General features: G+C 61.3%; 29 protein-coding genes. 25 read left to right on the top strand and 4 right to left on the bottom strand.

All coding sequences use genetic code 11. The features are described from left to right. Window positions 1-39 precede the first annotated feature (39 nt). The 15 genes from M0814_RS19285 (at window position 40) to M0814_RS19215 (ending at window position 15,293) form a co-directional block, all read left to right on the top strand. Window positions 40-699, top strand: coding sequence for a hypothetical protein (locus M0814_RS19285; RefSeq protein ID WP_103484798.1), 660 nt, complete (start codon window positions 40-42; stop codon window positions 697-699). 173 nt (window positions 700-872) lie between these two features. Continuing rightward, on the top strand, window positions 873-3,002 hold the full coding sequence (gene flhA / locus M0814_RS19280; protein ID WP_003222912.1) for a flagellar biosynthesis protein FlhA: 2,130 nt from the start codon (window positions 873-875) through the stop codon (window positions 3,000-3,002). Between the two features lie 11 nt (window positions 3,003-3,013). Next, window positions 3,014-4,354, top strand: coding sequence for a flagellar biosynthesis protein FlhF (flhF, locus tag M0814_RS19275; protein ID WP_003222914.1), 1,341 nt, complete (start codon window positions 3,014-3,016; stop codon window positions 4,352-4,354). 113 nt (window positions 4,355-4,467) lie between these two features. Continuing rightward, window positions 4,468-5,298: a flagellar synthesis regulator FleN gene (gene fleN, locus M0814_RS19270; RefSeq protein ID WP_003222917.1), complete on the top strand. Its 831-nt coding sequence runs from the start codon at window positions 4,468-4,470 to the stop codon at window positions 5,296-5,298. Continuing rightward, window positions 5,295-6,035, top strand: a complete 741-nt coding sequence (gene fliA / locus M0814_RS19265; protein ID WP_003222919.1) for an RNA polymerase sigma factor FliA — start codon at window positions 5,295-5,297, stop codon at window positions 6,033-6,035. Before fleN ends, fliA begins: the two co-directional genes overlap by 4 nt. 166 nt (window positions 6,036-6,201) lie before the next feature. Beyond that, window positions 6,202-6,573 carry a chemotaxis response regulator CheY gene (locus M0814_RS19260; protein WP_024012118.1) on the top strand — a complete coding sequence of 124 codons (372 nt, stop codon included), beginning with the start codon at window positions 6,202-6,204 and terminating at the stop codon, window positions 6,571-6,573. A gap of 18 nt (window positions 6,574-6,591) precedes the next feature. Continuing rightward, window positions 6,592-7,380 (top strand): protein phosphatase CheZ, encoded by a 789-nt coding sequence (locus tag M0814_RS19255; protein WP_003222924.1) that lies wholly within the window; start codon window positions 6,592-6,594, stop codon window positions 7,378-7,380. 35 nt (window positions 7,381-7,415) lie between these two features. Next, a complete protein-coding gene (locus M0814_RS19250) occupies window positions 7,416-9,689 on the top strand; it encodes a chemotaxis protein CheA (protein ID WP_103484796.1) in 2,274 nt (757 codons plus the stop codon). A gap of 49 nt (window positions 9,690-9,738) precedes the next feature. Beyond that, window positions 9,739-10,881: a chemotaxis response regulator protein-glutamate methylesterase gene (locus M0814_RS19245; protein ID WP_103484795.1), complete on the top strand. Its 1,143-nt coding sequence runs from the start codon at window positions 9,739-9,741 to the stop codon at window positions 10,879-10,881. Continuing rightward, the gene (locus M0814_RS19240; protein ID WP_003222929.1) at window positions 10,881-11,621 is read left to right on the top strand and encodes a flagellar motor protein; all 741 of its coding nucleotides are present in this window, start codon (window positions 10,881-10,883) and stop codon (window positions 11,619-11,621) included. Before M0814_RS19245 ends, M0814_RS19240 begins: the two co-directional genes overlap by 1 nt. Before the next feature lie 15 nt (window positions 11,622-11,636). Then, window positions 11,637-12,527, top strand: a complete 891-nt coding sequence (gene motD, locus M0814_RS19235) for a flagellar motor protein MotD (protein ID WP_003222931.1) — start codon at window positions 11,637-11,639, stop codon at window positions 12,525-12,527. A 43-nt stretch (window positions 12,528-12,570) separates the two neighbouring features. Further along, complete coding sequence (locus M0814_RS19230; protein ID WP_003222933.1) at window positions 12,571-13,359, top strand: ParA family protein; 789 nt, start codon at window positions 12,571-12,573, stop codon at window positions 13,357-13,359. 2 nt (window positions 13,360-13,361) lie between these two features. Then, on the top strand, window positions 13,362-14,324 hold the full coding sequence (locus tag M0814_RS19225; protein ID WP_103484794.1) for a CheW domain-containing protein: 963 nt from the start codon (window positions 13,362-13,364) through the stop codon (window positions 14,322-14,324). A 90-nt stretch (window positions 14,325-14,414) separates the two neighbouring features. Continuing rightward, the gene (locus M0814_RS19220; RefSeq protein ID WP_003222936.1) at window positions 14,415-14,900 is read left to right on the top strand and encodes a chemotaxis protein CheW; all 486 of its coding nucleotides are present in this window, start codon (window positions 14,415-14,417) and stop codon (window positions 14,898-14,900) included. Continuing rightward, a complete protein-coding gene (locus M0814_RS19215) occupies window positions 14,901-15,293 on the top strand; it encodes a DUF2802 domain-containing protein (protein WP_003222938.1) in 393 nt (130 codons plus the stop codon). It begins immediately after the preceding gene. A 124-nt stretch (window positions 15,294-15,417) separates the two neighbouring features. Here the strand turns inward: M0814_RS19215 and M0814_RS19210 are convergent, their stop codons facing one another. Continuing rightward, the gene (locus M0814_RS19210; protein ID WP_003222939.1) at window positions 15,418-15,747 is read right to left on the bottom strand and encodes an EscU/YscU/HrcU family type III secretion system export apparatus switch protein; all 330 of its coding nucleotides are present in this window, start codon (window positions 15,745-15,747) and stop codon (window positions 15,418-15,420) included. Then, on the bottom strand, window positions 15,744-17,324 hold the full coding sequence (locus M0814_RS19205; RefSeq protein WP_103484793.1) for a flagellar hook-length control protein FliK: 1,581 nt from the start codon (window positions 17,322-17,324) through the stop codon (window positions 15,744-15,746). The genes M0814_RS19210 and M0814_RS19205 overlap by 4 nt, the downstream gene beginning before the upstream one ends. Window positions 17,325-17,521: 197 nt before the next feature. On the opposite strand from M0814_RS19205, the gene ccmA reads away from it, so the two are divergent. From ccmA to M0814_RS19155, 10 genes are all read left to right on the top strand, one after another. Next, the gene (gene ccmA, locus M0814_RS19200) at window positions 17,522-18,157 is read left to right on the top strand and encodes a cytochrome c biogenesis heme-transporting ATPase CcmA (RefSeq protein ID WP_003222941.1); all 636 of its coding nucleotides are present in this window, start codon (window positions 17,522-17,524) and stop codon (window positions 18,155-18,157) included. Further along, window positions 18,154-18,822 (top strand): heme exporter protein CcmB, encoded by a 669-nt coding sequence (ccmB, locus tag M0814_RS19195; protein WP_003222942.1) that lies wholly within the window; start codon window positions 18,154-18,156, stop codon window positions 18,820-18,822. Before ccmA ends, ccmB begins: the two co-directional genes overlap by 4 nt. Window positions 18,823-18,900: 78 nt before the next feature. Then, on the top strand, window positions 18,901-19,656 hold the full coding sequence (locus tag M0814_RS19190; RefSeq protein WP_003222943.1) for a heme ABC transporter permease: 756 nt from the start codon (window positions 18,901-18,903) through the stop codon (window positions 19,654-19,656). After that, complete coding sequence (gene ccmD, locus M0814_RS19185) at window positions 19,653-19,829, top strand: heme exporter protein CcmD (protein WP_003222944.1); 177 nt, start codon at window positions 19,653-19,655, stop codon at window positions 19,827-19,829. The genes M0814_RS19190 and ccmD overlap by 4 nt, the downstream gene beginning before the upstream one ends. Continuing rightward, entirely contained in the window at window positions 19,826-20,281 is a 456-nt protein-coding gene (ccmE, locus tag M0814_RS19180; protein WP_003222945.1) for a cytochrome c maturation protein CcmE, read from the top strand. The genes ccmD and ccmE overlap by 4 nt, the downstream gene beginning before the upstream one ends. 3 nt (window positions 20,282-20,284) lie before the next feature. Further along, the gene (locus tag M0814_RS19175; RefSeq protein ID WP_103484792.1) at window positions 20,285-22,273 is read left to right on the top strand and encodes a heme lyase CcmF/NrfE family subunit; all 1,989 of its coding nucleotides are present in this window, start codon (window positions 20,285-20,287) and stop codon (window positions 22,271-22,273) included. Then, on the top strand, window positions 22,270-22,806 hold the full coding sequence (locus M0814_RS19170; RefSeq protein WP_003222947.1) for a DsbE family thiol:disulfide interchange protein: 537 nt from the start codon (window positions 22,270-22,272) through the stop codon (window positions 22,804-22,806). Before M0814_RS19175 ends, M0814_RS19170 begins: the two co-directional genes overlap by 4 nt. Continuing rightward, entirely contained in the window at window positions 22,803-23,273 is a 471-nt protein-coding gene (locus M0814_RS19165) for a cytochrome c-type biogenesis protein (protein WP_103484791.1), read from the top strand. The genes M0814_RS19170 and M0814_RS19165 overlap by 4 nt, the downstream gene beginning before the upstream one ends. Continuing rightward, window positions 23,270-24,472, top strand: coding sequence for a c-type cytochrome biogenesis protein CcmI (gene ccmI / locus M0814_RS19160; RefSeq protein ID WP_103484790.1), 1,203 nt, complete (start codon window positions 23,270-23,272; stop codon window positions 24,470-24,472). The genes M0814_RS19165 and ccmI overlap by 4 nt, the downstream gene beginning before the upstream one ends. A 28-nt stretch (window positions 24,473-24,500) precedes the next feature. Then, window positions 24,501-24,905 (top strand): hypothetical protein, encoded by a 405-nt coding sequence (locus tag M0814_RS19155; protein WP_003222950.1) that lies wholly within the window; start codon window positions 24,501-24,503, stop codon window positions 24,903-24,905. Between the two features lie 59 nt (window positions 24,906-24,964). Here M0814_RS19155 and M0814_RS19150 read toward each other — a convergent pair whose 3' ends face one another. Both M0814_RS19150 and M0814_RS19145 read right to left on the bottom strand, forming a co-directional pair. Further along, on the bottom strand, window positions 24,965-25,540 hold the full coding sequence (locus tag M0814_RS19150; protein WP_103484789.1) for a PIN domain-containing protein: 576 nt from the start codon (window positions 25,538-25,540) through the stop codon (window positions 24,965-24,967). Then, entirely contained in the window at window positions 25,537-26,004 is a 468-nt protein-coding gene (locus M0814_RS19145; protein WP_103484788.1) for a helix-turn-helix domain-containing protein, read from the bottom strand. Before M0814_RS19145 ends, M0814_RS19150 begins: the two co-directional genes overlap by 4 nt. Between the last annotated feature and the right edge of the window lie 25 nt (window positions 26,005-26,029).

Genomic DNA, 26,029 nt, shown 5'->3' with positions numbered 1-26,029 from the left:
GTCGAGATGCCCCGTCCTGCTGATTGAAGGGGTGTGAACATGATTGCTGACAACTACAGGCAGCTCGGTAAGATGGGGCTGGAATTTGTATCTGGCGCGCTTGAGCAGGATGCTGACAGAAAGGTCCTCAGTTATACGGTGACGTTCAGGCTGTCGCTGGATTTCATCAACTTTGTAGTGATGACCGGACAGTTTGTTCCTGGCTATCTGGATGATCCACTCAATGCGATACGGCCAGAGTTGGGCGGGTTTGCCTATCACTTCTCCTATAACTACTTTTTCAGCGCGGCTGGCAATATCAAGACCAGTGAGGCGCTTTTCAAGGTGTTCGCCAATCCCGAATATTATTCCGATAGCTGGGCTACCGCGGATTTAGAGCATCGATACCACAAGCCCGCATTTCAATACATTGACGGCGGCTTGCAGGTGACCGCTCGGCGCGATTACCGCTGGGCGGATGGGCGCGAAATCGAGGTCGCGGATTTACCGATAATCCCGTTTGGCTGGGAGCTCAATGTGCTGCAAGGCCACGAAATGGTTGATCCGCCCATATCGCCGGCAACAGCGGTGATCGTCGGATATGCATCGGAGGATATGGTCGACGTTGGCGGGCTGACGATGCGCAAAGGTACGCGTTACATGATCGGCAGTGAGCTGCGAATAGGTGCCATCAGCGAGGTGCAAATCCTTACTGCTTGAACACAAAGGTCGCAGTCTGCGGCAGCTTCTAAAGGAGAGCGTATTTCTCTGTGGGAGCTGCCGCAGGCTGCGATCTTTTTTTGCCTGCGCAAAAGTTGGAAGGCTTCTTGCAGTAGCCGCCGTGCGCTCGCTTTGGGCGTCAAAAGTTTGCTTTAAAGGAACGGGGAAAACCGGTGGATCGCTCTCAGTTAATCAACAGCGCACGCTCGAACATTGCCGACCTCAGTCGAGGCAATCTGGGCGTGCCGTTGTTGCTGCTGGTCATGCTGGCCATGATGATGTTGCCGGTGCCGCCGTTCCTGCTGGACGTGTTTTTCACCTTCAACATTGCGCTGTCGATTGTCGTCCTGCTGGTCTGCGTGTACGCGCTGCGGCCGCTGGATTTTGCGGTGTTCCCGACCATTCTGCTGGTGGCGACGCTGCTGCGGCTGGCGTTGAACGTGGCCTCGACGCGAGTGGTGATGCTCCACGGTCAGGATGGCCACGCCGCTGCCGGTAAGGTGATCCAGGCCTTCGGTGAAGTGGTGATCGGCGGTAACTACGTGGTCGGTATCGTGGTGTTCGCGATCCTGATGATCATCAACTTCGTCGTGGTGACCAAGGGTGCCGGGCGGATTTCCGAGGTGAGCGCGCGCTTCACCCTCGATGCGATGCCCGGCAAACAAATGGCGATCGACGCCGACCTCAACGCTGGTCTGATCGACCAGAACCAGGCGAAGCTGCGCCGTCAGGAAGTCGCGCAAGAGGCCGAGTTCTACGGTTCGATGGACGGTGCCAGCAAGTTCGTCCGGGGTGACGCCATCGCCGGCCTGCTGATTCTGTTCATCAACCTCATTGGCGGTATGGCCGTCGGTATCTTCCAGCACAACATGACCTTCGCCGACGCGGGCAAGGTTTACGCCTTGCTGACCATCGGTGACGGTTTGGTGGCGCAATTGCCATCACTGTTGTTATCGACAGCGGCAGCGATCATGGTGACCCGTGCTTCCGGTTCGGAAGACATGGGCAAACAGATCAATCGCCAGATGTTCGCCTCGCCAAAAGCCTTGGCGGTGGCCGCTGGTTTGATGGCCGTGATGGGCCTCGTCCCGGGCATGCCGCACTTCTCGTTCCTGAGTATGGCCGCGCTGGCTGCCGGTGGCGCCTACCTGTTCTGGAAGAAGCAGAACGTCGCCAAGGTGCAGGCGCTGCAAGAGGTTCAGCGTCAGCAGGAACTGCTGCCGTCGCCGGCCCGCGCCATGGAAACCAAAGAGCTGGGCTGGGATGACGTGACGCCGATCGACATGATCGGTCTGGAAGTCGGCTATCGCCTGATCCCGCTGGTGGATCGCAATCAGGGTGGTCAGTTGCTGGCGCGGATCAAGGGCGTGCGCAAGAAGCTCTCGCAGGATCTGGGCTTCCTGATGCCGACGGTGCATATTCGCGACAACCTCGATCTGGCGCCGAGCGCCTATCGCCTGACCCTGATGGGGGTGATCCTCGCCGAAGCCGAGATCTACCCGGATCGCGAACTGGCGATCAACCCGGGGCAGGTCTACGGCACGCTCAACGGCATTACCGCCAAAGATCCGGCTTTTGGTCTGGAGGCGGTGTGGATTGAAGTCAGCCAGCGTGCGCAGGCGCAATCGCTCGGTTACACCGTGGTCGACGCCAGTACCGTGGTCGCGACGCACTTGAACCAGATTCTGTACAAGCACTCCAGCGAGCTGATCGGCCACGAAGAAGTGCAGCAACTCATGCAATTGCTGGCCAAAAGCTCGCCGAAACTGGCTGAAGAGCTGGTGCCGGGGGTGGTGTCGCTGTCGCAGTTGCTCAAAGTGCTGCAGGCGCTGCTGGCCGAACACGTGCCGGTGCGCGATATCCGCAGCATTGCCGAGGCTATCGCCAACAACGCCGCCAAGAGTCAAGATACCGCCGCTTTGGTGGCCGCAGTGCGCGTCGGGGTATCCCGCGCCATCGTCCAAAGCATTGTAGGCACTGACTCCGAGCTGCCTGTGATCACCTTGGAACCAAGGTTGGAACAAATATTGCTCAATAGTCTGCAGAAGGCAGGACAAGGCTCTGAAGAGGGCGTTCTGCTGGAGCCAAGCATGGCTGAGAAGCTGCAGCGTTCGCTCATCGAAGCGGCGCAGCGCCAGGAAATGCAAGGTCAACCGGTGATCCTGTTGGTAGCAGGCCCGATACGCGCGATGCTCTCGCGTTTCGGCCGCCTCGCAGTCCCAGGGCTGCACGTGCTGGCCTACCAGGAAATTCCGGACAACAAGCAAGTGACCATCGTTGCGACAGTAGGGCCCAACGGCTGAGGTAGTGGTTTATGCAAGTTAAGCGTTTTTTCGCCGCCGATATGCGTCAGGCCATGAAGCTGGTTCGTGATGAGCTGGGCGCTGATGCCGCCATCATTGGCAACCGCCGCATTGCCGGCGGCGTCGAGCTGACGGCGGCGCTGGATTACAAATTGTCGGCGCTGGCGCCACGGGTTCCGAACATGGAACTCGAGGACGAGCTGCGCAAGACCCAGTCGCGCATCGTTACCGCCCAGGCCGAACTGAGCCTGCGTGGCGAAGCCGACGGCAACACCAATCGCCAGTTGTTCGCCGGGCTGCCGTTGACGGCCGGCCTGCCGCTGACCGCTGCCGAGCCGTTGAGCGAACCGACTTACGCCGCCCCGGCGCGTCCAGCGCCAGCGCCTGCACAGTCGTCCGCCGGCATCGATCCGCGTGCGCTGGATTCGATGCGTTTCGAATTGAACAGTTTGCGTGAGCTGATGGAAGTGCAGCTCGGCACCCTGGCCTGGAATCAACTGCAAGGCAGCCGTCCGGCACAAGCCAATCTGTATCGCCGTCTGCAACGCATCGGTCTGTCCGGGCCGCTGTCGCGCGACTTGCTGGCGATGATCACCGACATCGAAGAACCGCGTCAGGCCTGGCGCATGCTGCTCGCGCACCTGGCGCGAATGATTGCCGTGCCAGAAGTCGAGCCGCTGGAAGAGGGCGGGGTGATTGCCATGGTCGGCCCGGCCGGCATGGGCAAGACCACCACCCTGGCCAAACTCGCGGCGCGCTACGTGCTCAAGTACGGCGCGCAGAACGTGGCGCTGGTCAGCATGGACAGCTTCCGCATTGGCGCCCAGGAACAACTCAAGACGCTGGGGCGGATTCTCAACGTGCCGGTAACGCACGTCGATCCGGGCCAGTCGCTGGTGCAGGCACTCGACCCGCTGCTGCGCAAACGCGTGGTGCTGATCGATACCGCCGGCCTGCAGGCCAGCGATCCGGCACTGCGCATGCAGCTGGAAAGTCTGGCCGGGCGTGGCATCCGTTCAAAAAATTATCTGGTGCTGGCAACCACCAGCCAGAAACAGGTTCTAACCGCCGCTTATCACAGTTACAAGCGTTGCGGGCTTGCCGGCTGCATCCTGACTAAACTGGATGAGACGGCCAGCCTTGGCGAAGTGTTGAGCCTGGCGATCAGTCATGAACTGCCGGTCGCCTACCTGACCGACGGCCCACGGATTCCGGATGATCTGCATCTGCCGCGCCGTCATCAATTGGTCAGCCGCGCCGTCAGCGTGCAAATGCAGGAAGAACCCAGCGAAGAAGCCATGGCTGACATGTTCGCTGATATCTACCACAGCCCGACCAAGCAGGTTGGCTGAGGTAATGAACAGTTTTTGTACCTACATCGATGGTCTGCCATGCATTGTTCCGGTTGAGAACGCGCAGCCAGTAATGTGGCCTCCGTCTATGCAAGACAAGGTAAAGAAATAACATGGGCAGCATGCATCCCGTACAGGTGATCGCGGTGACCGGCGGCAAAGGTGGCGTCGGCAAGACTAACGTGTCAGTGAACTTGTCTCTGGCGCTGGCAGAGCTTGGCCGTCGGGTCATGCTGCTGGACGCCGATCTGGGGCTGGCGAACGTCGACGTTCTGCTGGGACTGACCCCCAAACGCACTTTGGCCGATGTCATCGAAGGCCGCTGTGAGCTGCGCGACGTGCTATTGCAGGGCCCCGGCGGGATCCGCATCGTGCCGGCCGCTTCCGGCACCCAGAGCATGGTGCACCTGAGCCCGGCACAACACGCCGGTCTGATTCAGGCCTTCAGCGACATCGGCGACAACCTCGATGTGCTGGTGATCGACACCGCTGCAGGTATTGGTGACTCGGTAGTCAGTTTTGTCCGCGCCGCGCAGGAAGTGTTGCTGGTGGTCTGCGACGAGCCGACCTCGATCACCGACGCCTACGCGCTGATCAAACTGCTCAACCGCGACTACGGCATGAACCGCTTCCGCGTGCTGGCCAACATGGCGCAGAGCCCGCAGGAAGGGCGCAACCTGTTCGCCAAGTTGACCAAGGTCACGGATCGCTTCCTCGACGTCGCCTTACAATACGTCGGCGCGGTGCCGTACGACGAAAGCGTGCGCAAGGCAGTGCAGAAGCAGCGAGCGGTCTATGAAGCCTTTCCGCGTTCCAAGTGCGCGCTGGCGTTCAAGGCGATCGCGCAGAAGGTCGATACCTGGCCGCTGCCTGCCAACCCGCGTGGCCACCTGGAGTTTTTCGTCGAGCGCCTCGTGCAGCAAACGGCAGGGCCTGTGCTATGACCGCCAGCGGTATGAACTACTACAAGAAGTCGGCACGTGACGCGCAGTACGAGTTGATCGAGCGTTACGCGCCACTGGTCAAGCGCATTGCCTATCACCTGCTGGCGCGCTTGCCGGCGAGTGTGCAGGTTGAAGACCTGATTCAGGCCGGGATGATCGGCCTGCTCGAAGTCTCGACCAAATACGACGCCAGCAAAGGCGCCAGTTTCGAAACGTACGCGGGCATCCGGATCCGCGGCGCGATGCTCGACGAAGTACGCAAAGGGGACTGGGCGCCACGTTCGGTTCACCGCAACACCCGTATGGTCAGCGACGCAATTCGGGCAATTGAAGCTAAAACCGGCCGTGACGCTAAAGATCACGAGGTTGCGGCCGAACTCCAATTGAGTCTCGACGATTACTACGGGATTTTGAATGACACCCTGGGCAGCCGGCTGTTCAGTTTCGACGACCTGTTGCAGGACGGCGAACACGAAGGGCTGCACGAGGATGGCGCCAGTGCTCATCTTGAGCCGTCACGCGATCTGGAAGATGAACGCTTCCAGGCGGCGCTGGCGGACGCGATTGCCAATTTGCCGGAGCGTGAGCGACTGGTGTTGGCGCTGTACTACGACGAAGAGCTGAACCTCAAGGAGATCGGTGAAGTCCTTGGCGTCAGTGAATCGCGGGTCAGCCAGTTACACAGCCAGTGCGCGGCCCGTTTGCGGGGGCGTTTGGGGGAGTGGCGAGCGCGCTGAAGGCAGTGTGGGGACACTGCGAACGAGGCTGGTGCGGTGATGAACGGCACCGGTCTTGCTCTGTTGTGCTCCAGACAGTCTTCGAGTGCTGCGCCGATTGATTGAAGTGGCGCGTCCAGGTGCTGGGCGCGTTTAAGACTGCTTGGAGGTCGAATTGAACAAAGACATGAAAATCCTCATCGTTGATGACTTCTCAACGATGCGGCGGATCATCAAGAACCTGCTGCGGGATCTTGGGTTCACCAACACCGTCGAGGCCGACGATGGCACTACCGCCATTCCGGTGCTCAACAGCGGCAGCATCGACTTTCTGGTAACGGACTGGAACATGCCGGGCATGACCGGTATCGACTTGCTGCGCCACGTGCGTGCCGATGAAAAACTCAAGCATCTGCCCGTGCTGATGGTGACCGCTGAAGCCAAGCGCGAGCAAATCATCGAGGCTGCTCAGGCTGGTGTGAACGGCTATGTGGTCAAACCTTTCACGGCTCAGGCGTTGAAAGACAAAATCGAGAAGATTTTCGAACGCATCGGCTGATGAACGCGCGGGGGAGCTATGGAGCATAACGAATCTTCACAGGGCGATTTCGAGTCGACCCTGAAAAAACACGCGGTCGAACTGGTCGAAAGCCTTGAAAAAGGCAGGTTCGGCGACGCTGTGCAACTGATCCATGAGCTCAATCAGACCCGTGACCGCGGCCTGTATCAGGAAGTGGGCAAGCTCACACGCGAACTGCACAGTGCGATCGTCAACTTCCATATCGATCCGCACATGCCGCAGGCCGAGGAAGTGTCGCAAATCACCGACGCCACCGAACGCCTGGGCTATGTGGTCAAGCTGACCGAAGCCGCGGCCAACCGCACCATGGATCTGGTGGAAAGCGCCACGCCGGTGGTCAATGGCCTGGCTGAAGAAGCTCAGGCCTTGAGCACCGATTGGGGGCGCTTCATGCGTCGCGAAGTCGGGGCTGAAGAGTTCCGCGAACTGGCGCGCCGGGTCGACGGTTTTCTGTCACGCAGCAGCACGGACAACCGTGCGGTGTCGAGCAACCTGAACGACATCCTGCTGGCTCAGGATTACCAGGACCTCACCGGTCAGGTGATCAAGCGTGTGACCCAGTTGGTCACCGAAGTCGAAAGCAATTTGCTCAAACTCGTACTCATGGCCAGTCAGGTGGACCGCTTTGCGGGCATCGAACACGACCGTGCCGCGATGCTTGCAGAAAAAGATCCACAAAAACATCTCTCGCAGGGTGAAGGTCCGCAGATTCATGCCGATAAACGAGAAGACGTTGTGTCCGGTCAGGACGATGTGGACGATTTGTTATCCAGCCTTGGATTTTGAGTTTAGGTTTTTAGACCTGTAGGAGCACCCCATTAATGAGCTTCGGCGCCGATGAAGAGATCCTTCAGGATTTCCTGGTTGAGGCCGGCGAGATTCTTGAGCAACTGTCCGAGCAACTGGTCGAGCTGGAAAGCCGCCCGGATGACGCAGATCTGCTCAACGCAATTTTTCGCGGTTTCCACACTGTAAAAGGGGGCGCCGGCTTCCTTCAGCTCAATGAGCTGGTGGAGTGCTGTCACATCGCCGAAAACGTGTTCGACATCCTGCGCAAGGGTGAGCGTCGCGTTGATGCAGAACTGATGGACGTGGTGCTTGAAGCACTGGACGCGGTGAACAGCATGTTCAGCGAAGTCCGTGAGCGTGCACCGATCACTGCTGCAACCCCGGAACTGCTGGCTGCGCTGGCGCGTCTGGCCGAACCGCAATCGGCGGACGAAGCCCCGGCTTCGCCAGTGGCCGAGATGATCGAAGAGCTGGTTGTCGAAGGCGATTCCGGCGACATCACCGATAACGAATTTGAACAGCTGCTGGATTCGCTGAACGCCGTCAAGGCTGAAGCCGAAGCCCCGGCCGCTGCTGCACCTGCGCCAACTGCCGATACGGCAGCGAGCGATGAAATTACCGACGCTGAATTCGAGTCGTTGCTCGATCAGTTGCACGGCAAGGGCCAGTTCGCGCCAGACGCCGTGGCACCGACAGCGGCCGCTCCGGCGGCACCGGCTGCCGGTGACAGCTCGGACATCACCGATGACGAATTCGAAGCACTGCTCGATCAGTTGCATGGCAAGGGCAACTTTGCCGTTGAAGCGCTGGAGTCGGCGATCGCCTCGGCACCGGCTGCGCCAGCCGCTCCGGTGGCCGCTGCTGCCGGCAGTGATCTGATCAGCGATCACGAATTCGAATCACTGCTCGACGAGTTGCACGGCAAAGGCAAGTTCACCGATGTCGGCGCTGCTGCTGCGGGCACCGCGTCGACCGTGGCCGCGCCAGCCGCCAAGGCCGCCGCCGCTCCAGCTGCTGCACCGAAAGCAGCGCCCAAGCCTGAGCCAAAAGCTGAAGCGCCCAAACCGGCTGCCGCTGCTGCACCGGCTCCGGCCCGTGCCGCCGCTGCTCCGCCACCGGAAAAACCGGCCAGCGAAGCCGAAACCACTGTTCGTGTCGACACCGCGCGTCTCGACGAAATCATGAACATGGTCGGCGAACTGGTCCTGGTGCGTAACCGTCTGGTGCGCCTGGGCCTCAACAGCGGCGACGAAGCCATGTCCAAGGCCGTGTCGAACCTCGACGTGGTCACGGCTGACTTGCAGACCGCGGTGATGAAGACCCGGATGCAGCCGATCAAGAAGGTCTTCGGGCGCTTCCCGCGTCTGGTTCGCGACCTGGCGCGTCAGCTCAAGAAAGAGATCAACCTGGAACTGGTGGGTGAAGAAACCGACCTCGACAAAAACCTTGTCGAGGCCCTGGCCGACCCGCTGGTCCACTTGGTGCGCAACGCGGTCGACCACGGCATCGAGTCGCCGGAAGAACGCGAAGCGTCGGGCAAGGCCCGTGGCGGTCGCGTGGTACTGGCAGCCGAGCAGGAAGGCGATCACATCCTGTTGTCGATCTCCGACGACGGTAAGGGCATGGACCCGAACGTCCTGCGTTCGATCGCGGTAAAACGCGGTGTGATGGACAAGGACGCGGCCGATCGCCTGAGTGATACCGAGTGCTACAACCTGATCTTCGCCCCGGGTTTCTCGACCAAGACCGAGATTTCCGACGTGTCCGGCCGCGGTGTTGGCATGGACGTGGTGAAGACCAAGATTTCCCAGCTCAACGGTTCGATCAACATCTACTCGACCAAGGGCCAGGGCTCGAAGATCGTCATCAAGGTGCCGCTGACGCTTGCGATCATGCCGACCCTGATGGTCATGCTCGGCAATCAGGCGTTTGCGTTCCCGTTGGTCAACGTCAACGAAATCTTCCACCTCGACCTGTCGACCACCAACGTGGTGGATGGCCAGGAAGTGGTGATCGTGCGGGACAAGGCGCTGCCATTGTTCTACCTCAAGCGCTGGCTGGTCAGCTCCGCCGCTCACGAAGAGCAGCGTGAAGGCCATGTGGTGATCCTTTCGGTGGGCACTCAGCGGATCGGCTTCGTCGTCGATCAACTGGTCGGCCAGGAAGAAGTGGTCATCAAGCCATTGGGCAAAATGCTCCAGGGCACTCCGGGCATGTCCGGCGCCACCATTACCGGTGACGGCCGCATCGCTCTGATCCTTGATGTTCCAAGCATGCTCAAGCGTTACGCCGCACGGCGTATTTGAATCCGGGGCAGCGGGGCGACGACGTCCCGCTGCGCCTAATGGAGTGTTTATGGCAGTCAAAGTCCTGGTGGTGGACGATTCGGGTTTTTTCCGCCGCCGCGTCTCGGAAATTCTTTCAGCGGATCCGAGCATCCAGGTGGTCGGCACGGCCACCAACGGTAAAGAGGCGATCGATCAGGCCCTGGCCCTCAAGCCGGACGTGATCACCATGGACTACGAGATGCCGATGATGGATGGCATCACGGCGGTGCGGCACATCATGCAGCGCTGCCCGACTCCGGTGTTGATGTTCTCCTCGCTGACGCATGAAGGCGCCCGGGTCACTCTGGATGCGCTGGACGCCGGCGCGGTGGATTTCCTGCCGAAGAATTTCGAAGACATCTCGCGCAATCCCGAGAAGGTCAAGCAACTGCTGTGCGAGAAGGTTCACAGCATCTCGCGCAGTAATCGTCGTTTCAGTGCCTACAGTGCGCCGGCTCCAGCCGCTGCACCGACGCCTGCACCCGCCCCGGCGCCAGCGGCTTCGAGTTTCAGCAGCCACAGCGCTGCTGCTCCGACGCGTCCGGTCCCGGCTCCAGCACCTGCTCGCGCGCCGGCTGCCAGCGCTTCGTCGCCGGCACCGAAACGCAAAGCCTACAAACTGGTGGCCATCGGCACTTCGACCGGCGGCCCGGTTGCCCTGCAACGGGTGCTGACCCAGTTGCCGGCGAACTTCCCGGCGCCGATCGTGCTGATCCAGCACATGCCGGCGGCGTTCACCAAGGCGTTTGCCGAACGTCTCGACAAGCTGTGCCGCATCAGCGTCAAGGAAGCCGAGGATGGCGACATCCTGCGTCCGGGCCTGGCGCTGCTGGCGCCGGGTGGCAAGCAGATGATGATCGACGGCCGTGGTGCGGTGAAAATCCTGCCGGGCGACGAGCGTCTGAATTACAAGCCGTGCGTGGACATCACCTTCGGTTCTGCGGCCAAGTCCTACGGTGACAAAGTTCTGGCGGTGGTCCTCACCGGCATGGGCGCCGACGGCCGCGAAGGCGCGCGTCTGCTCAAGCAGGGCGGCAGCTCGGTATGGGCGCAGGACGAAGCCAGTTGCGTGATCTACGGCATGCCGATGGCCATCGTCAAAGCCGATCTGGCTGACGCGGTCTACGGCCTGGACGACATCGGCAAGCACATCGTCGAGGCGTGTATCTGATGGATGTTCTAAGCCTTATCGGGATCATCATGGCGTTCGTCGCCATTATCGGCGGCAACTACCTTGAAGGCGGTCACCTCGGCGCGCTGGCCAACGGTCCGGCGGCGCTGATCGTTCTCGGTGGCACCATCGGTGCCGCGCTGCTGCAATCGCCGATGAGCGCCTTCAAGCGCGCGATGCAGATCCTCGCCTGGATCCTGTTCCCGCCACGGGTCGACCTGGCCGGCGGCATCGACCGGGTGGTCAACTGGAGCCTCACCGCACGCAAGGAAGGCCTGCTCGGGCTGGAAGGCGTCGCCGATGCCGAACCGGACAACTACTCGCGCAAGGGCCTGCAACTGCTGGTCGATGGCGCCGAACCGGAAGCGATCCGCAGCATTCTCGAAGTGGATTTCTACACCCAGGAAGCCCGCGACATCGAGGCTGCCAAAGTCTTCGAAAGCATGGGTGGCTACGCGCCGACCATCGGCATCATCGGTGCGGTGATGGGCCTGATTCATGTGATGGGCAACCTCGCTGATCCGACGCAATTGGGCAGCGGCATTGCCGTGGCGTTCGTCGCGACCATCTACGGTGTGGCCAGTGCCAACCTGGTGTTGCTGCCGGTGGCGGCCAAGCTCAAGTCAATCGCGTTGCGGCAGTCGCGTTATCGCGAAATGTTGTTGGAAGGTATTTTGTCGATCGCCGAAGGTGAAAACCCTCGCTCTATCGAGCTGAAGCTTCAGGGCTTCATGGATTGATGGGGGTAATGGACTATGGCTCGCCGCAGGCATCAGGAAGAACACGTTAATCACGAGCGCTGGCTCGTGTCCTACGCGGATTTCATCACGTTGTTGTTCGCGTTCTTCGTGGTGATGTACTCGATCTCGTCGATCAACGAAGGCAAGTACAAGGTCATTTCCGAAGCGCTGATCGGGGTTTTCACCGACTCCGATCGCTCGCTCAAACCGATCCCGATCGGTGAGGAACGCCCGAAAACCGTGACCCCGGCCAAGCCGTTGGTCAAGGACAGCGAGCAGGTTGATGCCGGTATCGCCGGTGCCAGCGATCCGCTGAAAAGCATTGCCGATGACATCAGTGCCGCGTTCGGCGACTTGATCGCCTCCAACCAGATGACCGTGCGCGGCAACGAGTTGTGGGTCGAGATCGAACTCAATTCCAGCCTGTTGTTCGGCAGCGGCGACGCGATGCCGAGCGACATCGCCTTCAACATCATCGACAAGGTCGCGGCGATCCTCAAACCGTTCGACAACCCGATCCATGTCGAAGGCTTCACCGACGATCAGCCGATCCGCACCGCGCAGTACCCGACCAACTGGGAACTGTCCTCGGCGCGTTCGGCGAGCATCGTGCGCATGCTCGCGATGCAGGGTGTGAACCCTGGTCGTCTGGCCTCGGTGGGTTACGGTGAGTTTCAGCCGGTGGCCAACAATGCCACCGCCGAAGGCCGGGCGAAAAACCGTCGCGTGGTGCTGGTGGTGTCGCGCAACCTCGATGTGCGCCGCAGTCTGACCGGAACCGGAACCGCCAATGCGCAACCGGACGCGGCATTGAAGCGCGCTGGCACACAAACTGCACCGACCCCGGTCAAGACGCCGGGACGCGAGAGTGCCGTCAATTCTCCGTCACCCGCATTAATACGCTGAGCTATGTCTCGGTCGAGCATCTCGGCCGGGAGGAACGAACCGAATGAGAGTCTGGGCAGTCGCCAATCAAAAGGGTGGTGTCGGTAAAACCACATCTTCCATCGCTTTAGCCGGATTGCTGGCGGAGGCGGGCAAGCGCGTGGTTGTGGTCGATCTCGACCCGCACGGCTCGATGACCAGCTATTTCGGCTACGACCCCGACAGCCTGGAACACAGCAACTACGACCTGTTTCTGCACAAGGGCAGCGTGCCGCAAGGCTTGCCCGGACAGTTGCTGCTGTCGACCAGCGACGAACGTATTTCCCTGTTGCCGTCGAGTACCGCACTCGCCACCCTTGAGCGCCAGTCGCCGGGGCAGAGTGGTCTGGGCCTGGTGATCGCCAAGAGTCTGGCGCAGCTGTGGCAGGACTTCGATTACGCGATCATCGACAGCCCGCCGTTGCTCGGCGTGCTGATGGTCAACGCCCTGGCCGCGAGCCAGCAACTGGTGATCCCGGTGCAGACCGAGCACCTGGCCGTCAAAGGCCTGGAACGCATGGTCAACACCCTGGCGATGATCAACCGCTCGCGCAAACAGGCGCTGCCGTTCAGCATCGTGCCGACCCTGTTCGACCGCCGTACGCAGGCGTCGCTGGGTACCTTGCGCGTGCTGCGTGACAAATTCCCCGAAGAGATCTGGCAGGGTTACATCCCGGTCGATACCCGTCTGCGCGACGCCAGCCGGGCCGGTGTCACACCTTCGCAGTTTGACGGCAAGAGCCGTGGCGTGCTGGCTTACCGCGCGCTGCTCAAGCATCTGCTGGCGCAACAACTTGTTCCGCAGGTGGCTTGAGCATGAACCGGCCGATCAAACTGACGTCGCGCCCGCAACTGGCGTTGCAGTCGTATCTGGATAGCTTGCTGCAGGAAATCCCTGACGAGTTGCCGCCAGTGGAAGTGCAGGTCGAGGCGCCGGTCGAGGTGGTCGAAAGCGCTGCGGCGCTGGATGAATTCCAGGCGGCGGTGCTTGAAGAGCAGGCGCGTGATGCGCAGAAAGCTGCCAAACCTGCCGCACCGATGGTTGCGTCTGCCGCCGCGCCAGTGGCCAAGGCACCTGTCGCATTGATTGAAGAGTCAGCGCCGGTGCGCGCAACGGTTTCGACCCTCGCACCGCTGTTGCAAACCCAATTGCTGAAAACCGCGCCGGAACCGGTCGTGGCCGAACCTGCGCCGGTTGCGCCGGCACCCGTGGAGCAAACACTGGTGCCGCCGGTTGTAGAAGTGCATCTGCCGCCGAGCAACACGCCGCCACCGGTGGAGACCGATGGCCGTCCGGCCTGGGCTTCGGAAGCCTTCGAATGCCTGTTGTTCGATGTCGCCGGGCTGACCCTGGCCGTGCCGCTGGTGTGCCTGGGTTCGATCTATTCGCTGGCCGGCCACGAGTTGACGCCGCTGTTCGGTCAGCCGGAATGGTTCCTCGGGATTCTGCCGAGCCAGGCCGGCAATCTCAAAGTATTGGATACCGCGCGTTGGGTCATGCCGGATCGCTACCGCGATGACTTCCGTCAGGGCCTGCAGTACGTGATTTCGGTACAAGGTTACGAGTGGGGCCTGGCGGTGCATCAGGTCAGCCGCTCGTTGCGCCTGGACCCGAATGAAATCAAATGGAGAAGTCACCGGGGTCAGCGGCCATGGCTCGCCGGCACGGTGATTGAGCACATGTGTGCATTGCTTGATGTAGCCGCGCTGGCCGAGTTGATCGCCAGTGGTGGGGCAAAGCATTTGGGCGGCCACAAGCCGCTACATAAATCGACATAGCAGCCGACATAACAGTCAGGCGAAGGCATTTTTCAATGCCTCCACACAGAACACACACCGCCCAGTGCGGTTTTTTCGAGGGGTCAGGGTATGAGTAGTCAGGCGACGAATGCAAAAGGTTCTGAAGATCCGATCCTGCAATGGGTGACCTTCAAGCTGGACAACGAAACCTACGGCATCAACGTGATGCGCGTTCAGGAAGTCCTGCGCTACACCGAGATCGCGCCGGTTCCGGGTGCGCCAAGTTACGTGCTGGGCATCATCAACCTGCGCGGTAACGTGGTCACCGTGATCGACACCCGTCAGCGCTTCGGCCTGAACAGCGGCGAGATCAGCGACAACACCCGTATCGTCATCATCGAAGCCGACAAGCAAGTGGTCGGGATCATGGTCGACAGCGTGGCTGAAGTGGTTTACCTGCGTCAGTCGGAAATCGAGACCGCGCCGAACGTCGGTAACGAAGAATCGGCCAAGTTCATCCAGGGCGTGTGCAACAAGAACAACGAGTTGCTGATCCTGGTCGAGCTGGACAAGATGATGAGCGAAGAAGAATGGTCGGAACTGGAGAGCATCTGATTGATTCTCGAGGTAGCGGTCATTGTCCTGTTCCTCTTCTGGGCAGGCACGCTGGCAATGTTTCTGGCGTACATCAAGGCGCAAAAGGTCATCGCTGCGCAGCAGGCCCAGGGCGATGCGCTGCGTGATCAGCGCATCAAGGACCTGGCCAAGCGCGTCGACGATTACCAGAACGGCAACGTGCGCATGGGCGAAGCCCTGCACGAGCTGCGCTCGGTGGTCGGTCCGTTGCCGGACAAGATTGTCGCGCTGGAACAGCGCGACCCGTCGAGCCTGTCGTTCGCCCAGGCGGCGAAACTGGTGGGGATGGGCGCGAGCGTCGATGAGCTGACTCAGTCCTGTGGCTTGACCCAGGCTGAGGCGGAGTTGATGCGCAAGTTGCACAGAAGCTGATTTTTGCTCTAAAGCGGAAATCGCCATTCGCGAGCAAGCCCGCTCCCACATTCGACCGCGATCCTATTGGAGGAATGCGATCAAATGTGGGAGCGGGCTTGCTCGCGAAGGGGCCCTCGAAACCTCAGTAATCATCCCCGCGTTCGGTAACGTCCTTCTCGACCATCGGCGCATCCGGGTCCTGTCCCTCGGGGAATTTCCCCTTCAGGTTCCATGCAAACGCGATGATCTCGGCAATCGTGCGGTACAGCTCCTCGGGAATGCTGTCGCCCAGTTCCATGCGCGCCAACAGCCGCACCAGCTCGGCGTTTTCATAGATCGGCACTTCACAGTCGCGGGCAATGCGCAGGATTTCTTCGGCCAGTTCCTCGTCGCCCTTGGCGGTGAGGGTCGGGGCATGGTTGCCGTCGTATTTGAGGGCGATGGCCTGGCGTGGAGCAGTGGAATCGTTCATGCGGTTTCGTCGACCCAGCGGTGTTCGAGGCGGGTGTGGTTGCCTTGCGGCGGCGTGCCGAGGTGGCAGTCGAGATCGCCGACATTCAGGCCGCGATCAAGCAGGCGCTGGCGCAGCGCGAACAGATTGGTTTCGATCAGGTCGGCGGTGTACGGGCGTTCGGCCCAGAGCTGGCTCGACAGGCTGCCGGCAATCAACTGCGCCTGAATCTGCATCGGTCCCAGCGGCTCCATGTCAAAGGCCAGATCGACGCGCCACAGCTGTTGTTTGGGCTCGCGCTCGTCACGGCGTTCGTTGGGTTGCGGTTCTCTTTCCGGCGCTTCTTCACGTTGGAACTTGACCTGCAGCGGCACGATGTCCTGCAAGTTGCGCATGGGGATTTCCAGCTGCCAGGTACTGAGCAGGCGACCATCGTCGGTGAGCCCGGTCTGTTCCAGGCTCGACAGTTGATGGCTTTGCAGGCGCGACACGGCTGCCGCGGCGAGGCGCAGCAGATGTTCCAGATCGCCTTCGCCTTCGAGGCTTTGCAGCAGGCGGTCGGGCAGCGGGAAACTGCTCGGCAGCGGTTTGGCGCTGACCTGGCCGAGGGTGCCGAGGGCGTTGCGCACGAAGCTCGGCAGCGCTTGCGCCAGGGTGTTGGCGGCGATGATCGCGTTGAAACTGGCATTGCCCGGCGCCCCCGGTGACAGCTGTGCGATCAGCTTGAGCAGATCGGCTTTCATGTCCGGGGCCAGCGCGGGATTCTGTCCGGTCAGCAGTTTGGCTTCGAGAAAGGCGCCGCTGCCGGCCAGGGCCAGGGCGACGCCTTTGGCGGTGCTCATCTGCTGCACGTCGGGCAGGTTGGCGAGCAGGCGTACGACGGCTGCGCGCAGGTCCTGCGAGGTCTGATCGTCGTCGCTCGGCAGGTTTTGCAAGGCGTTGAGCAAACCGTCCAGCGAACCCTGGCGACTCTGCTGGCCGAGCAGTTGCTGGCTCACCGCCAATTGCTCCTGGCGGCTGCTCAGTGGCACGAACTTGAGGGTTTGCGAGTCTTCCACCAGTGCCGAGAGCAGGGTGCCGATGCGCAACGGCGTCGGGCTGTCGATATCCAGCGTGGCACCGCTCTGCGCGGTGTTGAGCAGGCTCACCAGCGAGCGGTACACCGTCGGCTGCCCCGGCACTTGCGGTAGTGTCTGCGAGGTCAGCACCTTGCCTTGCAGCAACGTGCCGACCGGCAACTGCGCCGTATCAATGCGGGTGAGGGCGGCGACGCTGCTGGCAATCGCCTGTTGCACGGTGATCGCCAGATTGCCCGCCGACGGCTGGGTGACGGCAAGGTTGGTGCCGGTCGGCAGCGGCAGGGTGCTGGTCGCTTGCACGGTGGTCTGCCGGCCGCCGTCGACGGTCACCTTCAGCAGCAGTTGAAAGGTCTGATCCGCCTGTTTGAGTGACAACACCTCGGCCTGCGCGCTTTGCCCGGCGCCGATCAAGCCTTCGACCGGGGTCAGCAGCTTGAGCAATTCACCGCTCATCACCAGCGGACGCGCGTTCGCCGGGGTGGTAGGCGGGAGCGGGAGGATGTTCATTTCACCTGTCATACGCGGACACAACCTGAGGAAATTGCACGCTTGGGAGTAAGGCACGCCATGTATAATGCCGCGCGTCTTGCGCTTCGTTCAGAAAACATAGCAATTGTTTGATCCAGCTCTCTGATTCGCACCGTCATTGCATTTATCCTGCATCTCTTTAACGGCCGCGCCAGAGCCGACTTGAACCGTATAAGGCCCGTGATCCCTTGACCAGTCCTGTCCTGCAAACCGTTGCCCTTGCCTGTGAGCGAGACCTGCGGCTGCTCTTCGAAAATCTCGAATTGCGACTGGCCAGTGGCGATATGGTGCAGATCAGCGGCCCCAACGGCAGCGGCAAGACCAGTCTGCTGCGCCTGTTGTCCGGGTTGATGCAGCCGACCAGCGGTCAGGTGCTGCTCAACGGCCAGCCCTTGACCGCACAGCCGAGCGAACTGGCGCGCAACCTGTTGTGGATCGGCCACGCCGCCGGGATCAAGGACCTGCTGACCCCGGAGGAGAACCTGTCCTGGCTCTGCGCCCTGCATCGGCCGGCCGAGCGCGAGGCGATCTGGCAGGCATTGGCTGCCGTAGGATTGCGCGGTTTCGAAGATGTTCCCTGCCACACCCTGTCCGCCGGTCAGCAACGCCGCGTGGCCCTGTCGCGGTTGTATCTGGACAGCCCGCCGTTGTGGATTCTCGACGAGCCATTCACCGCGCTCGACAAACAGGGTGTGGCGCAACTTGAAGAACACCTGGCCGGGCACTGTGAACGCGGCGGTCTGGTGGTGTTGACCACGCACCACACGCTGAGCCGGATGCCGGCCGGTTATCGCGATATCGATCTGGGGAACTGGGCAGTATGAGTGTGTTCGGCCTGCTGGTTGCCCGTGAGTCCCGTCTGCTGTTTCGTCGCCCGGCGGAACTGGCCAATCCGCTGATTTTCTTCGCCATTGTCATCGCTTTGTTCCCGCTGGCCGTCGGCCCGGAAACTCAAGTCTTGCAAAACCTGTCCCCGGGGTTAGTCTGGGTGGCCGCGCTGTTGTCGGTCCTGCTCTCGCTGGACGGACTGTTTCGCAGTGATTTCGAAGATGGCTCCCTGGAACAGTGGGTCCTTTCGCCGCATCCGCTGCCCCTATTGGTGCTGGCCAAGGTGCTGGCACACTGGTTGTTCTCGGGACTGGCACTGGTTCTGCTCTCGCCGTTGCTGGCGTTGATGCTCGGGTTGCCGGTCGCCTGCCTGCCGGTGTTGCTGTTGTCGTTGCTGCTGGGTACACCGGTGTTGAGCTTGCTCGGCGCGGTGGGCGCGGCGCTGACGGTCGGTTTGAAACGCGGTGGCCTGTTGCTGGCGTTGCTGATTCTGCCGTTGTACATCCCGGTGTTGATCCTTGGCAGTGGCGCCTTGCAGGCCGCCTTGCAAGGCATGCCGGCGACCGGGTATCTGCTGTGGCTGGGTAGCCTGACCGCCCTGGCGATCACCCTGACACCTTTTGCAATAGCTGCTGGCCTGAAGATCAGCGTCGGCGAATAATGAGGTCTGGTTAAAATTTAACCAGCAAAGACCCTGAGACCGCTCACACCGATGAGCGGCACCCGTGATGGAAACAGTATGAACTGGACCTGGTTTCACAAGCTCGGCTCGCCCAAGTGGTTCTACGGCATCAGCAGCCGGTTTCTGCCGTGGCTGAGCATTGCCGCGTTGCTGTTGATCAGCGTTGGCGTCGTCTGGGGCTTGGCCTTCGCGCCGCCGGATTATCAGCAGGGCAACAGCTTCCGCATCATCTACATCCACGTGCCTGCGGCGATGCTCGCGCAGTCGATCTACGTGATGCTGGCGGTGTGCGGCGTGGTCGGGCTGGTGTGGAAGATGAAACTGGCTGACGTCGCGCTGCAATGTGCGGCACCGATCGGCGCATGGATGACCGCGGTGGCGCTGGTTACCGGGGCGATCTGGGGCAAGCCGACCTGGGGTTCGTGGTGGGTCTGGGATGCGCGGCTGACGTCGATGCTGATTCTGCTGTTCCTGTATTTCGGGGTGATCGCGCTGGGCAATGCCATCAGCAACCGTGACAGCGCCGCCAAGGCCTGCGCGGTACTGGCGATCGTCGGGGTGATCAACATTCCGATCATCAAATACTCGGTGGAGTGGTGGAACACCCTGCACCAGGGCGCGACCTTCACCCTCACCGAAAAACCGGCGATGCCCGCCGAAATGTGGCTGCCGCTGCTGCTGACGGTGCTGGGGTTCTACTGCTTCTTCGGTGCGGTGCTGTTGCTGCGCATGCGCCTTGAAGTGCTCAAGCGCGAAGCTCGCGCCAGTTGGGTGAAAGAAGAAGTGCAGAACAGTCTGGAGGCTGCGCGATGAGTTTCGCTTCATTCGGCGACTTCCTCGCCATGGGCCATCACGGCCTGTATGTCTGGTCGGCCTACGGCATCTGTCTGGCGGTGCTGATCCTCAACGTGGTCGCACCGATTGCGGCCCGCAAGCGCTATCTGCAACAAGAGGCGCGTCGTCTGCGCCGGGAGAACGGCAAGTGAATCCGCTGCGCAAAAAACGTCTGATCATCATTCTGGCGATTCTGGTCGGGGTCGGCGCTGCCGTCGGCCTGGCTCTCAGCGCCCTGCAGGAAAACATCAACCTGTTTTACACGCCAACCCAGATCGCCAACGGCGAAGCCCCGCACGACACGCGCATCCGCGCCGGCGGCATGGTCGAAAAGGGTTCGCTGCAACGTTCGCCGGACTCGCTGGACGTCAAGTTCATCGTGACCGACTTCAACAAATCCGTGACCATCACCTACCGCGGCATCCTCCCGGATCTGTTCCGCGAAGGGCAGGGCATCGTCGCCCTGGGCAAGCTCAACGCGGACGGCGTGGTGGTGGCCGATGAAGTGCTGGCCAAGCACGACGAGAAGTACATGCCGCCGGAAGTGACCAAAGCGTTGAAAGACAGTGGTCAATCGGCACCGACCCAAGCGAAGGAGGGTTGATCGATGACTTCTGCACTGTTTATTCCTGAACTCGGTCATCTGGCGATGATTCTGGCGCTGTGTTTTGCGCTGGTGCAGGCCGTGGTGCCGTTGCTCGGTGCCTGGCGTGGCGACCGTCTGTGGATGAGCCTCGCCCAGCCGGCGGCATGGGGCCAGTTCGCGTTCCTGGTGTTTGCCTTTGGCGCGCTGACTTACGCGTTCATGACCGACGATTTCTCGGTTGCCTACGTGGCGATGAACTCCAACAGCGCCTTGCCGTGGTACTACAAGTTCAGCGCGGTGTGGGGCGCCCACGAAGGCTCGCTGTTGCTGTGGGCGTTGATCCTCGGTGGCTGGACCTTCGCCGTGTCGGTGTTCTCCCGTCAGTTGCCGCAAGTCATGCTCGCCCGGGTGCTGGCGGTGATGGGCATGATCAGCACCGGTTTCCTGTTGTTTCTGATCCTCACCTCCAACCCGTTCTCGCGGATTCTGCCGCAGATTCCGGCGGATGGTCGTGACCTCAATCCGCTGCTGCAAGACATCGGCCTGATTGTGCATCCGCCGATGCTCTACATGGGTTACGTCGGCTTCTCGGTGGCGTTCGCCTTCGCCATCGCTGCACTGCTCGGTGGTCGTCTCGACGCCGCGTGGGCACGCTGGTCGCGGCCGTGGACGATCGTCGCCTGGGCCTTCCTCGGCATCGGCATCACCCTCGGTTCGTGGTGGGCTTACTACGAACTCGGCTGGGGCGGCTGGTGGTTCTGGGACCCGGTGGAAAACGCCTCGTTCATGCCATGGCTGGTCGGCACCGCGTTGATTCACTCGCTGGCGGTCACGGAAAAGCGTGGCGTGTTCAAGAGCTGGACGGTGTTGCTGGCGATTGCCGCATTTTCGTTGAGCCTGCTTGGCACGTTCCTCGTGCGTTCCGGCGTGCTGACTTCGGTGCACGCGTTTGCCTCCGATCCTGAACGCGGTGTGTTCATCCTGATCTTCCTGCTGTTCGTGGTCGGCGGTTCGCTGACGCTGTTTGCGTTGCGCGCACCCGTGGTCAAGAGCCAGGTCGGCTTCAATCTGTGGTCGCGGGAAACCCTGCTGCTGGGCAACAACCTGGTGCTGGTGGTGGCGGCGTCGATGATTCTGCTCGGCACACTCTATCCGCTGATTCTCGATGCCTTGAGCGGCGCCAAACTGTCGGTCGGTCCGCCTTACTTCAACGCGCTGTTCATCCCGCTGATGGCGTTGCTGATGCTGGTGATGGCGGTCGGCGTGATCGTCCGCTGGAAGGACACCCCGGTGAAGTGGCTGGCGAACATGCTGACCCCGGTGCTGCTCGGCAGCGTCACATTGGCGGTGGTGGCCGGTATCGCTTACGGCGATTTCAACTGGGCGGTGATCGCGACGTTCCTGCTCGCCGCGTGGGTGTTGCTCGCCGGTGTGCGCGACATCTTCGACAAGACTCGCCACAAGGGCCTGATCAAAGGCCTGCCTACCCTGACCCGCAGCTACTGGGGCATGCAGATCGCTCACCTCGGCATCGCCGTATGCGCCCTCGGTGTGGTGCTGTCGAGTCAGAACAGTGCCGAACGCGACCTGCGTCTGGCGCCGGGCGAGTCGATGGATCTGGCCGGTTATCACTTCATCTTCGAAGGTGCCAAACACTTCGAAGGGCCGAACTTCACCTCCGACAAGGGCACCATCCGGGTGATCCGCGACGGCAAGGAAGTCAGCGTGCTGCACCCGGAAAAACGCCTGTACACCGTGCAGAGTTCGATGATGACCGAGGCCGGGATCGACGCCGGTTTCACTCGCGATCTCTACGTCGCACTGGGCGAGCCGCTGGAAAACGGCGCGTGGGCGGTGCGGGTTCACGTCAAACCGTTCGTGCGCTGGATCTGGTTCGGCGGTCTGCTGACCGGTCTGGGCGGATTGCTGGCGGCGCTGGATCGGCGTTATCGAGTCAAGGTCAAAGCCAAGGTGCGTGAAGCCCTCGGCCTGCAAGGAGCGGCTGCATGAGACGTTGGTTGATGCTGGTACCCCTGGCGATTTTCCTGCTGGTGGCGGTGTTTCTGTATCGCGGTCTGTACCTCGATCCGGCGGAGCTGCCGTCGGCGATGATCAACAAACCCTTCCCGGAATTCAGCCTGCCGAGCGTGCAGGGCGACAAGACCCTGACCAAGGCTGACATTCTCGGCAAACCGGCGCTGGTCAACGTCTGGGGCACCTGGTGCATTTCCTGCCGGGTCGAGCACCCGGTGCTGAACAAACTGGCCGAGCGCGGTGTGGTGATCTACGGCATCAACTACAAGGACACCAACGCCGATGCGTTGAAGTGGCTGGCCGAATTCCACAACCCGTACCTGCTGGACATTCGTGACGACGAAGGCTCGCTGGGCCTGAACCTCGGCGTGTACGGCGCGCCGGAAACCTTCTTCATCGACGCCAAGGGCATCATCCGCGACAAGTACGTCGGGGTGATCGACGAGCAGGTCTGGCGCGAAAAACTCGCGGCCAAGTATCAGGCGCTGGTCGATGAGGCCAAGCCATGAAGCGCTTTATCGCTACCGTGGTCTTGGGCCTGAGTCTGGCCGGTGTGGCGCATGCCGCGATCGACACCTACGAGTTCGCCAAGGAAGGCGATCGCGAGCGTTTCCGTGAACTGACCAAGGAACTGCGCTGCCCCAAGTGCCAGAACCAGGACATCGCCGACTCCAACGCGCCGATTGCTGCCGACCTGCGCAAAGAGATTTTCCGCATGCTCGGCGAGGGCAAGGACAATCAGCAGATCATCGATTTCATGGTCGATCGCTACGGTGATTTCGTCCGTTACAAACCGGCGCTCAATGCCAAGACTGCACTGCTGTGGTTCGGCCCGGCCGGCCTGTTGTTCGGCGGTCTGGTGGTGATCGCAGTGATCGTTCGCCGGCGTCGCGCGCAGCGCACCGAGACCCCGCCATCGCTGTCCACCGAAGAGCGTCAGCGCCTCGACCAACTGTTGGATAAAAACCAAGAATGATTGATTTCTGGCTTGCCGCAGGGCTGTTGCTTCTGGTCGCCCTGAGTTTTCTGCTGATTCCGGTTTTGCGTGGCCGTCGCGCCCAGCGTGAAGAGGATCGAACTGCCCTGAACGTGGCGCTGTATCAGGAGCGCGTGGCCGAGCTGCAAGCGCAGCAGGCTGAAGGCGTACTCGATGCGGCGCAAATGGACAGCGGTCGCGCGGAAGCGGCGCGTGAGCTGCTCGCCGATACCGAAGGCGTTGCCGCACCGCGTGTGTCGAAACTGGGCAAGCCGTTGCCGCTGCTGGCGGCGGTGTTGGTGCCGGTATTGGGGCTGGGGCTGTATCTGCATTTCGGTGCTGCCGACAAAGTCGAACTGACCCGCGAATTTGCCCAGGCACCGCAGTCGATGGAAGAGATGACCCGACGGCTGGAGCGTGCTGTTGCGGCGCAGCCGGATTCGGCGGAAGGCCTGTACTTCCTCGGGCGCACCTACATGGCCCAGGAACGTCCGGCGGATGCGGCGAAGATGTTCGAGCGCGCCGCCAACCTGGCCGGTCGCCAGCCGGAACTTCTCGGCCAGTGGGCGCAGGCGCAATACTTTGCTGACGGCAAGAAGTGGTCGGACAAGATCCAGGCCCTGACCGATGAAGCGCTGAAAGCCGATCCGAAAGAAGTCACCAGCCTCGGCCTGCTCGGCATCGCCGCGTTCGAGGGTGAGCGTTATCAGCAGGCAATCGACTACTGGAACCGCCTGCTGGCGCAACTGCCGGCGGACGACAACTCCCGCGCCGCGCTGCAAGGCGGGATCGAGCGCGCCACCGAGCGCCTGCAAGCCAGCGGCGGTAAAGTCGCCGCCACGCCGGCTGCCAAGGTTGCCACACTGCTCAAGGTGCACGTCGATCTGGCCAGCGAACTCAAAGGCAAGGTGCAACCGGGCGACAGCGTGTTCATCTTCGCCCGTGCCGTTTCCGGCCCACCGGCACCGCTGGCGGCCAAGCGTCTGACCGTGGCGGATCTGCCGGTGACTGTCGAACTGGGCGATGCCGACGCGATGATGCCGCAGTTGAAACTGTCGAACTTTCCTGAAGTCCAACTGGTTGCGCGCATTTCCCGAGCCGGTCAACCGACCGCCGGGGAGTGGGTGGGTCGCAGCGGCCCTCTGGCCAGCAGCACCACCGCGGCGCAAACACTGACCATCGACAGCCCGGACCAATAACCACCGGCATCCACAGGAAAGCACCGCCATGCACAGTCTCGCCCGAATCGCAGTCATCACAATGGCCCTGGGCATGAGCGCCTGTGCGGTGCACCGACCTGAACCGACCACCAGCCTGCCACCGATCCCGCCGTCACAACCGAGCCCGACCCCATCGACCTCGCCGACCCCGGGCAAAAGCATCCCGGCCAAACCGTCCAAGCCAGTCCCACGCACCTCAGCCAGCTTCGCCCCGCCACCGGGTGGCAACAGCCACTGGGATCAGCAACTCGGGGTCTATGTCCTCGACGATCAGCCCAACACCTTCTACCGCCAGCGCACCTACTTCCGCTGGAACAACGGCTGGAGCCGCTCGATCAGCCCCAACGGCCCCTGGGAAGACACCGATATCCACGGTGTGCCGCCGGGGTTGGGCAAACAGTTCGGGCAGTGATAAACAAACGGCGATCTCTGGATCGCCGTTTGTTTATCTGGTGTTCCCAAAACGAGTATTCAGAGAATCGCACGGTAGGTGCTCAGCTCCCGAACTGACTCGACCAATCCTTGGCGCCGCAAAAGGTCAAGAAACGGCTCGACCTCCATTGGCGGCAATTTCAGTTGTTGGCGCTGCCGTTGCGCTGCAGCGATAACTGCTGCCGGATCAAGGTGAAACAGGTTTTCGACAAACTCATCAGGGTGTTGGGCCTCGACGCCATAGGGGGCGAGGCAGGCATCGGGAAAATCTTTCAGATTGAACGTCACGATCACCCCAGCGCCACAGCGTATGGCTGCAGCCAGTACATGGCGGTCGTTGGTATCGGGTAAGGAAAGTCCGGTGATCAGGTCTTCAAAATCGTAGACACAGGCATCCGGGATCGCACGATCCATAAGCTCGGAAGTGCGATCCAGTTGCTCCATCGTCAGATCGGTTCGGTTCTTCAATAAATTGCGTTTCCATTCGCCGTGAATCTCCTTGGTCCATCGGGCTCGAAATCTCCCCGAAAGCGCGAGCCACATCAGCAAGTCTCTAAGCGGGGCGGGGTACAAAACACATGCATCGTATACAGCGGTGAAAGGGGAATGCCTCACTCGTATCCTGTCCTTAACGCCTGTGCCTGCTCCGCGAGAAGCGCCATTGCCTGCTCGCTGGCGGTGTCGCGCCGGGTTTTATAGTCCATCAAATCGGCGAAACGCACACGTCGGTGCTTGCCGGTTTTGTGGTAGGACAACTCGCCACTTTCCAGCAGTTTTATCAGGTGCGGGCGTGAGACGTTGAGCAGATCGGCGGCTTCTTGCGTGGTCAGTTCGGCGTGCACCGGTACGACTTTGACGGCGTTGCCTTGAGCCAGCTCCGCCAGAATATCCATCAGTAGCCGCAGTGCCGACGTCGGAAGCTCGACCTGATGCGCCTGGTTTTGCTCATCGAAAATCTGGATGTGCTGGGTTTCGAATTGAGTCGCGAGGTAGGCGGCTAGCGCGCGTTTGCCTTCGATTGCGGCTTTGACTTCGCGCTCAACCGGGAGGTTGAGAGAGGGGTGAAGGACAATCGACATAATGGATTCCAGCATTCTGAATAGA

It is taken from the genome of Pseudomonas sp. MWU12-2020, from assembly GCF_023100605.1.
In the GTDB taxonomy this organism is placed as follows: Bacteria; Pseudomonadota; Gammaproteobacteria; order Pseudomonadales; family Pseudomonadaceae; genus Aquipseudomonas; species Aquipseudomonas fluorescens_H.
The sequence above is the reverse complement of the archived record's forward strand: the minus strand, read 5'-3'. Positions and strand labels throughout refer to the sequence as shown.

Bases quoted from the DNA above. Each gene is read 5' to 3' on its own strand.
- fliA (WP_003222919.1), top strand. From the start codon at position 5,295: ATGACCGCCAGCGGTATGAACTACTACAAGAAGTCGGCACGTGACGCG.
- M0814_RS19255 (WP_003222924.1), top strand. From the start codon at position 6,592: ATGGAGCATAACGAATCTTCACAGGGCGATTTCGAGTCGACCCTGAAA.
- M0814_RS19145 (WP_103484788.1), bottom strand. From the start codon at position 26,004: ATGTCGATTGTCCTTCACCCCTCTCTCAACCTCCCGGTTGAGCGCGAA.
- M0814_RS19165 (WP_103484791.1), top strand. From the start codon at position 22,803: ATGAAGCGCTTTATCGCTACCGTGGTCTTGGGCCTGAGTCTGGCCGGT.
- M0814_RS19260 (WP_024012118.1), top strand. From the start codon at position 6,202: ATGAAAATCCTCATCGTTGATGACTTCTCAACGATGCGGCGGATCATC.
- M0814_RS19240 (WP_003222929.1), top strand. From the start codon at position 10,881: ATGGATGTTCTAAGCCTTATCGGGATCATCATGGCGTTCGTCGCCATT.
- M0814_RS19250 (WP_103484796.1), top strand. From the start codon at position 7,416: ATGAGCTTCGGCGCCGATGAAGAGATCCTTCAGGATTTCCTGGTTGAG.
- flhF (WP_003222914.1), top strand. From the start codon at position 3,014: ATGCAAGTTAAGCGTTTTTTCGCCGCCGATATGCGTCAGGCCATGAAG.
- ccmB (WP_003222942.1), top strand. From the start codon at position 18,154: ATGAGTGTGTTCGGCCTGCTGGTTGCCCGTGAGTCCCGTCTGCTGTTT.
- M0814_RS19210 (WP_003222939.1), bottom strand. From the start codon at position 15,747: ATGAACGATTCCACTGCTCCACGCCAGGCCATCGCCCTCAAATACGAC.
- motD (WP_003222931.1), top strand. From the start codon at position 11,637: ATGGCTCGCCGCAGGCATCAGGAAGAACACGTTAATCACGAGCGCTGG.
- M0814_RS19245 (WP_103484795.1), top strand. From the start codon at position 9,739: ATGGCAGTCAAAGTCCTGGTGGTGGACGATTCGGGTTTTTTCCGCCGC.
- M0814_RS19155 (WP_003222950.1), top strand. From the start codon at position 24,501: ATGCACAGTCTCGCCCGAATCGCAGTCATCACAATGGCCCTGGGCATG.
- M0814_RS19285 (WP_103484798.1), top strand. From the start codon at position 40: ATGATTGCTGACAACTACAGGCAGCTCGGTAAGATGGGGCTGGAATTT.
- ccmI (WP_103484790.1), top strand. From the start codon at position 23,270: ATGATTGATTTCTGGCTTGCCGCAGGGCTGTTGCTTCTGGTCGCCCTG.
- M0814_RS19220 (WP_003222936.1), top strand. From the start codon at position 14,415: ATGAGTAGTCAGGCGACGAATGCAAAAGGTTCTGAAGATCCGATCCTG.
- M0814_RS19230 (WP_003222933.1), top strand. From the start codon at position 12,571: ATGAGAGTCTGGGCAGTCGCCAATCAAAAGGGTGGTGTCGGTAAAACC.
- M0814_RS19225 (WP_103484794.1), top strand. From the start codon at position 13,362: ATGAACCGGCCGATCAAACTGACGTCGCGCCCGCAACTGGCGTTGCAG.
- M0814_RS19205 (WP_103484793.1), bottom strand. From the start codon at position 17,324: ATGACAGGTGAAATGAACATCCTCCCGCTCCCGCCTACCACCCCGGCG.
- ccmD (WP_003222944.1), top strand. From the start codon at position 19,653: ATGAGTTTCGCTTCATTCGGCGACTTCCTCGCCATGGGCCATCACGGC.
- M0814_RS19175 (WP_103484792.1), top strand. From the start codon at position 20,285: ATGACTTCTGCACTGTTTATTCCTGAACTCGGTCATCTGGCGATGATT.
- M0814_RS19170 (WP_003222947.1), top strand. From the start codon at position 22,270: ATGAGACGTTGGTTGATGCTGGTACCCCTGGCGATTTTCCTGCTGGTG.
- fleN (WP_003222917.1), top strand. From the start codon at position 4,468: ATGGGCAGCATGCATCCCGTACAGGTGATCGCGGTGACCGGCGGCAAA.
- M0814_RS19190 (WP_003222943.1), top strand. From the start codon at position 18,901: ATGAACTGGACCTGGTTTCACAAGCTCGGCTCGCCCAAGTGGTTCTAC.